The sequence below is a fragment of the Adhaeribacter sp. genome (assembly GCF_057359045.1).
The window spans coordinates 1-6871 of sequence record NZ_JBMQUD010000126.1; the positions used below are offsets into that span (position 1 = coordinate 1).

General features: G+C 43.9%; 7 protein-coding genes. 6 read left to right on the forward strand and 1 reads right to left on the reverse strand.

Annotation, left to right across the window (positions count from 1 at the left end):
• The 6 genes from ACO1R6_RS19940 to ACO1R6_RS19965 form a co-directional block, all read left to right on the forward strand.
• On the forward strand, positions 1-518 hold a 518-nt coding region (locus ACO1R6_RS19940; protein ID WP_486266866.1), incomplete at its 5' end, for a c-type cytochrome.
• 153 nt (positions 519-671) lie between these two features.
• Positions 672-1937, forward strand: a complete 1266-nt coding sequence (gene fucP, locus ACO1R6_RS19945; protein ID WP_486266867.1) for an L-fucose:H+ symporter permease — start codon at positions 672-674, stop codon at positions 1935-1937.
• A 168-nt stretch (positions 1938-2105) separates the two neighbouring features.
• Entirely contained in the window at positions 2106-2474 is a 369-nt protein-coding gene (locus ACO1R6_RS19950) for a hypothetical protein (RefSeq protein WP_486266868.1), read from the forward strand.
• 397 nt (positions 2475-2871) lie between these two features.
• Complete coding sequence (locus tag ACO1R6_RS19955; protein ID WP_486266869.1) at positions 2872-3993, forward strand: DUF3810 domain-containing protein; 1122 nt, start codon at positions 2872-2874, stop codon at positions 3991-3993.
• Positions 3994-4351: 358 nt separating this feature from the next.
• A complete protein-coding gene (locus ACO1R6_RS19960) occupies positions 4352-4936 on the forward strand; it encodes a Crp/Fnr family transcriptional regulator (RefSeq protein ID WP_486266870.1) in 585 nt (194 codons plus the stop codon).
• A 73-nt stretch (positions 4937-5009) separates the two neighbouring features.
• Positions 5010-5438, forward strand: coding sequence for a DUF4345 domain-containing protein (locus tag ACO1R6_RS19965; protein ID WP_486266871.1), 429 nt, complete (start codon positions 5010-5012; stop codon positions 5436-5438).
• Positions 5439-5600: 162 nt separating this feature from the next.
• Here the strand turns inward: ACO1R6_RS19965 and ACO1R6_RS19970 are convergent.
• Positions 5601-6871, reverse strand: a 1271-nt coding sequence (locus ACO1R6_RS19970) for an arylsulfatase (RefSeq protein ID WP_486266872.1), incomplete at its 5' end; no start/stop codon positions are given.

Below are 6871 nucleotides of genomic sequence, written 5' to 3' on the forward strand. Positions count from 1 at the left end.
ATGGCCGCCGCTTGGGCAACATGGCTGCTGCCGACCGTAACCTGATCTTAAAAGGCGCAACTACCTTTAAAACCTTGTGCGCTACTTGCCACGGGGCCGATGGAAAAGGTTTAGTTGTGAGTGGAGGCAGCTTACCGGCGCCCCCGTTGGCAGGTTCTAAACGGCTGGTTTTGGCCGAAAAAAATGCGGCTATCCGGATTTTAATGCACGGTTTAGCTGGCCCCGTGGATGGTAAACCTTATCCCAGTGTAATGCCCGCCATGGGCCATAACAGCGATGAATGGCTAGCGGGAGTAGTAAGTTATATTCGCTACGAATTTGGCAACAACGCCCGTCCCAGAGCCGGGCAAACTTTGGTGGTAAAGCCCGAAGAAGTGAAGCAACTAAGAGAGATGCACCTTAACCGGAAAGCCGCCTGGACCCTGGCCGAGCTGGAAAAGATGAGCAAAGAAGAACTAGCTTTGGCCGAAGCTGCCGCAGCCAATAAAACCGGAGCAACTTTACCAAATCGCAAGTAATATTTACTAGAATATTTCCCGGTTAGTTAAGCTAAGGCACACCCTTGATATGTAACATAAATAAATTGTTTTGTATTTAGCTCTTAAAACAGCTTACTTATAGGCCAGAATTTTCCACCAAATAATTGATAAAGCCAAAACTTAACGCAAAACATGAATACCACGCAAAGTTTAACCGGAGCCGCTACAATCCAAAAGCCGGCATTTACCGAAAAAAAGTACATTACTACGTTTATTTTTGTAACCTCGCTGTTTATGCTTTGGGGCATTGCTATTACCATGGGCGACGTACTGAACAAGCATTTTCAGACAGTATTGCATGTATCTAAAGCTCAATCGGGTTTGGTGCAGTTTTCGGTGTTTGGCGCTTATTTTATTATGGGCGTACCGGCTGGTTTGTTCATGAAACGTTTTGGGTACAAAAATGGCGTGTTGTTGGGTTTGTTTCTGTATGCCATTGGTGCATTTTTGTTTGTGCCGGCAGCTGGTGCCGAGTCTTTTGGCTTTTTTAGATTGGCGCTTTTTATATTAGGTTGCGGTCTGGCTACTTTAGAAGCCGTGGCGCACCCTTTTATTGCAGCTTTAGGCGACCAGCGCACCAGCGACCAACGGCTAAATTTTGCCCAGGCTTTTAACGGTTTGGGGGCGGTAATTGGGCCGGTACTGGGTGGTTATTTTTTGCTACGTACCGGTACCCCCGGAGAATTAGATTCTGTTAAAATATTATATACCATTATCGGTGCTTTTATAGCGGCTTTGGCCATTGCCTTCTCGTTCGTAAAAGTACCTGCCCTGCACGATCCGCATATTATCAGTACCGATACTTTTGAGGTAGGCACCGAACCAAAAGACTTAAAAGCGCCCAAAAAACTTTTTCAGCACCGGCATTTTGTTTTTGCCTGTATTGCCCAGTTTTTTAATGTTGCGGCTCAATCGGGTACCTGGGCCTTTTTTATAAACTATGGCGAAGAAAAAATGGGCTTAACTCCCGAAGTAGCTGCTTATTACTTTGGTTTAATATTTATGGTAATGATGATGGTTGGCCGGTTTGTAGGTACTTTCCTGATGCAGTTTATTGCCCCTAATAAATTACTGGCGGCTTATGCGCTGGCCAATATTTTAATGTGTGTACTGGTGGCTCAGGGCTTAGGCACTGTTTCGTTTGTGGCCTTATTGCTAATTAACTTTTTCTTCAGCATTATGTTCCCGACCATTTTTAGCCTAGGTTTAAAAGACTTAGGTCCGCATACCCAGCAAGCTTCTTCTTTTATTGTAATGGGAGTAGTAGGTGGGGCCGTTTTCCCGCCAATTATGGGTTTGGTTGCCAACACCGATGTAGCCGCAGCATATTATTTACCTATTATTTGTTACGTAGTTATTTTCTTGTTTGGTGCTAAATTCTATAAAACCAGCAGATAAATTGATATAATCTAACTAAATGTTGGGGCTGCTTATTTTTTTTAAAAACTAAATTATTTAGTTTGTAATAAATATTTTGCTAAAATAATTGTGTTTAATAAACTTATTTACCTTTTAAACGTATTTGAAACTACTTAAATGTAAATTATTTTAGTAAATCAGATAGGTATGAAAGTTAAGATAAATGAAAAGCCTTTCCTGGAAAATGGGCGCCATGTGGTAACCATAACCGAAGTAGAAGAAGGTAAAAGCGAAAATAAAGATATCCCGTTTTTTAATTTACGCCTCGAAAACGAAGCCGGCTTTGTAAACCAGCGGTTTTATTTAAGCGAACCCGGTCAGCCCATTTTAGCGGGTTTTCTGCAAGCCGTAGGCATAGAAGGGAATGAATTCGATACAAAAGAACTAAAAGGCAAAACCTTATCGGTGGAGGTAGAAGACCGAACCTACGAAGATGCCGAAGGGAAAGAAAAAACGATTAAGCAGGCTACCCACTTTCAAGCGGTTGGCCAGGCTGAAACTTCGAACCGGTTTTAATAATTAAAGAAGATAATAAAATTTAGAAAGGAGCCTTAAGGCTCCTTTTTTTGTGTAAAGTGCTTTTGGCTTATGGAATATTCGTTTATTAAAGCAGGCAAAATATCAGTATAAATATTAGGCCAATTACCAGCGGGTATTGGCTAACTTTTGCTTTGTTAAAAATATAATTTTTGCCGGTAGTATTTAAAGCAAGGGGAAATAATGGTATGTAGCAGGCAAAGAACAAAGGGAAATAATTACGAGACAGGTGCGGAGCATAGCTTTAATGCCATAGAAATATTTTATTTAAATTGGTCTGAAATTCTTTTTTGCTCGTCTAAAGTGGTTTTAATCCGTGCTTAAGGGCAAATTATGTAAATTTGTTATCTGCAATTTACGTTTGAAGCAATATTCAGTGATAAAGAAATTTTGGCGTACTTTCGTTTTACTCAGTTTACCTTTACAACTGCTTCTAATTCAAATAATATCCAGCCAACCGCTTTGGGTAGAACGTGTTTATACCAACCAATTCTATAAATATTTAAGTCAGTTTTTGCGCACCTGGTTTGGGGCCATTCCGGTGCCAGTGGGGCAGTTTTTGTTTTATAGTATAATATTATTTTTACTTATCTGGCTTGCGAAGCAAATCCGGTTGCTTTTAATAAAAAGCATAACCGCTGGTTATTTTTTCCGGCACGTGGGGTTTAAGGCGGTGGCATTTTGGTCGGGCTTTTATTTTTTATTTACCCTTATGTGGGGACTCAACTACCACCGGCGGCCCGCTCAAGAGCTTTTTAAATTAGACCAACGGGCGTTTACCGGGCAGGAGCTGGAAAGATTATGTCTTACTTTAATCCGGTTAACAAACGAAAGTCGCTTAAAAATTACCCAAGACCAGCACCAACCCTTAGCCCTAAGCTTAACCCACCACCAAATGCTGCAACAAGCGCCGCAGGGCTTTCGCTTACTTGCGGTTACTTACCCCGAATTGCACTATACCTATCCGGCCGTAAAGGCTGTGTATGTGCCCGAGTTGATGTCTTTGTTTGGGATTGGCGGTATTTACTTTCCGTTTACTGGCGAGGCCAACGTAAACATGGACCCGCCCAGTTATGTGCTACCCGAAACCATTTGCCACGAAATGGCGCATCAGATTGGGTTTGCCTCTGAAGACGAAGCTAATTTTATTTCTTACCTGGTTTGCCGGTTGCATCCCAATCCTGCTTTTCAGTATTCTGGTAATTTAATGGCCCTCCGATACGCCATGAACCGCCTGAAATATACCCGTCCCAAAGCCTTTATGCGTTTAGAACGTTATTTTAGCCCCGGCTTAAAGCAGGATTTAGAACATAACCGCCAGTATTGGGAAAGCTTCCAAAACCCACTAGAAATTATTACCGACACCATCCACGATTTATTTTTAAAGGTAAACGACCAATCTGAAGGTTTGCAAAGTTACAGCCAGGTAGTAGAACTGCTCATGGGCGAATACCGGAAAAATGGTTTAGTTTTAGCCCCGGCGCTTACCCGTTACTAATATTAATACCCTAATTCGTTCAGTTCTGCGCTTAAAGAGAATAAGCACCAAGTGAAGTGGTATATGGCATAGGCGTCCTCGCCCGGGTCTTATTTTCTTGGTTTCTGGCCGCTATACACTTGCCCACTGATTATTTTTTAATAATAGGGGCCAGAGGCCGGTAGAAAGCCTCACCAGCGGGATGCTGGCGAGAGCATTGGATTAAGCGCATTATCTATTTAATATCGGTATAAATTTATTCAATTAGAAAAGCGCGTTGGGGTAATTATTCATTCAGCAAAAATATTTTCCGGCACAAAATAGTTTATCCGGTGGGGGATTTTTATTTTCCGGAGATCACCAACTTTCAAATATTGTTATGCCGGATAATCTGCAGGTGTTAAAACAGGTAGTAGATGCCATTTATCCGTTGCCGGAAACCGATTGGCAGGCGTTTGCGGCCACCTGGAAACCCTTTGTAGCCAAACGAAAAGAAACATTAACCCTGGCCGGAGAAAAGGAAAAGTACCTGTATTTTGTGCTGGCAGGCGTGCAGCGGGTATATTATTTTGATGAAGCTCAAAGAGAAGCTACCCTGATTTTTACATACGCACCTTCTTTTGGCGGCGTGCTCGATGCCTTTTTGTTACAACAACCATCGCGTTATTTTTACGAAACCTTAACACCCTCCACCTTTATTCGTTGTGCCATAACTGATCTCAGGCCCTTGCTGGATACCCGGCCGGCCATTGCGCACCTGATCCGGCAGGGCGTTACCCATTCGTTGTCGGGGTTGTTGGAGCGCTTAGCCGAACTGCAATGTTTTTCGTCGGAAGAAAAATTCCGGCAGCTTTTACGGCGGAGCCCGCACATTTTGCAATTGGTACCCCACAAATATCTGGCAAATTACCTGGGTATAGAAGCCACCAACTTTAGTAAATTATTGAATAAAGTCAGGATTTAAAATCTTGGTAAATACCAAGAATTACGCTGCGCTGGTGCGCCATATTTGCATGGTACTCTAAATGCAAATAACCATGAAAACACAAAAAAATCTAAAATTAGCTTCGCAAGGCTTTATTCTTTTATCGGCACTTAGCCTGTTATCAGTTAGTATAATGGCTTTTACTAACCCGCAATCGGTAATGGATTTGGTAGCGGTGCAGTTAAACAATACCGATGCTTTTAGTTCTATAAGGGGCGTGTACGGGGGCGTTGGACTTACTTTGTTTATCTGGCTGATTTACCTGATGCGGCAAAATTTTAGGCAGGGTTTACTTTTTTTATGTTTGCTCTGGGGCTTTTATGCCGCTTCGCGGCTTATTACTATTTTCGCTGAAGGGGCTTTAGGAGCATTTGGTAAGCAGTGGCTAGTAACCGAAACCTTATTTTTTGCCATTGCTTTAGGTCTCTTAGTTTCCTCCAGAAAAATATTCCCCGCCGCTAATAGTGCTTCGCTGAATTAAAAATTATTCTTAGTTAGACCAATGCTGTTTTATTTAGTAGAGTTACTGGTATAGTAAGCCGCAAAACTAAAGAATAGTAGCGCAACCCCGACAGGCTTTAACACCTGCCGGGGTTGCGCTACAGTTGAAATTCTATAAGTTGGTGCTACTGAAGAATAACCTTTATTCTGGCTTGTTCTCTTTTAAGGCCCATATGTCGGACGGCGTTCTTACCTGGTTTAATTGGGCTTCCATCCGGGCTACTATGTCGGGGTGAGCGGCCGCCACATTGTTCTTTTCGGCTAAATCGGTTTTTAAGTTGTACAGTTCCAAAGGAGCCGATGGGCTAAACCGAATGCCTTTCCAGTTGCCGAGGCGAATGGCCTGGTGCGAGGTTTTGTTTTCGTGAAATTCCCAGTACAGGGCGGTGTGTTGTTTTTGTGCATGGGCTTGGCCTAAAAGCGCCGGTAAAAAAGAAACGCCGTCAGTTTTGGGTGGGGTGGTACCGGCCAATTCGGCGGCGGTGGGCATAAAATCCCAGAAAGCCGAAACGTGGTTGTTCTCAGAACCCGGTTTAACTTTGCCGGGCCAGCGCACAATCATAGGCACCCGAATGCCTCCTTCGTATAAGTCGCGTTTAACCCCACGCAGAGGCCCGGAACTGTTAAAGAAAATCGGGTCGGCGCCCGCTTCTTTGTGCGGACCATTATCGCTGCTAAAAATAACCAGGGTATTCTGGTCCAGGCCAAGTTTTTTCAGGTGCGCCAATACCTGCCCAACCTGGGCATCCATACGGGTAACCATGGCGGCAAAAGCTGCCCGCGGCATCTCTTGCGAATTGTAAGTACCTAAACTGTCGTCGATGCGCTTGCCCCGCGTTGGTTTTACGTAAGGTTTTTCGGGGAATTTACCTTTAAATCGGGCAAAGTTTTCGTCATCGGGGTGCAGCATTTCGGCGTGCGGTACGGTTAAAGCTAGGTACAGGAAAAAAGGTACATCTTGCTTTTGCTGTTTATCTAAAAATTGTAAAGTTTCCTGGGTAAATAAATCCTGGGCGTACTGTTCCCGTTTGCCGTTCAGGTTACCGGTAAGCGGTACTTTTTGGCCGTTACGCCATAAATATTCGGGATAATGAAAATGGGCGTGCCCTTGGTTCAGGAAGCCAAAAGAATAATCAAAGCCTTTTTTATTAGGTTCGCCGGTGGTTCCTTCTACTCCTAAACCCCATTTGCCGATTAAACCGGTTTTATAACCAGCTTTTTGCAAGACCTCAGCTACGGTTATGTCTTCGGCTTTTAACTCTACGCCGGCCCCAAAACCTTTGGGCCCGATTTCGTAATTGCCCCGCACCCGGGTATGACCGGTGTGTAAGCCGGTCATGAGGGCGGCGCGCGAGGGAGCGCAAACCGAACTGCCAGCGTAATGTTGGGTAAACCGCATGCCTTCGGCGGCCA

What these genes read in the sequence shown, in the direction of transcription:
- fucP (WP_486266867.1), top strand. Translation starts at nt 672, where the DNA reads ATGAATACCACGCAAAGTTTAACCGGAGCCGCTACAATCCAAAAGCCG.
- ACO1R6_RS19950 (WP_486266868.1), top strand. Translation starts at nt 2,106, where the DNA reads ATGAAAGTTAAGATAAATGAAAAGCCTTTCCTGGAAAATGGGCGCCAT.
- ACO1R6_RS19960 (WP_486266870.1), top strand. Translation starts at nt 4,352, where the DNA reads ATGCCGGATAATCTGCAGGTGTTAAAACAGGTAGTAGATGCCATTTAT.
- ACO1R6_RS19965 (WP_486266871.1), top strand. Translation starts at nt 5,010, where the DNA reads ATGAAAACACAAAAAAATCTAAAATTAGCTTCGCAAGGCTTTATTCTT.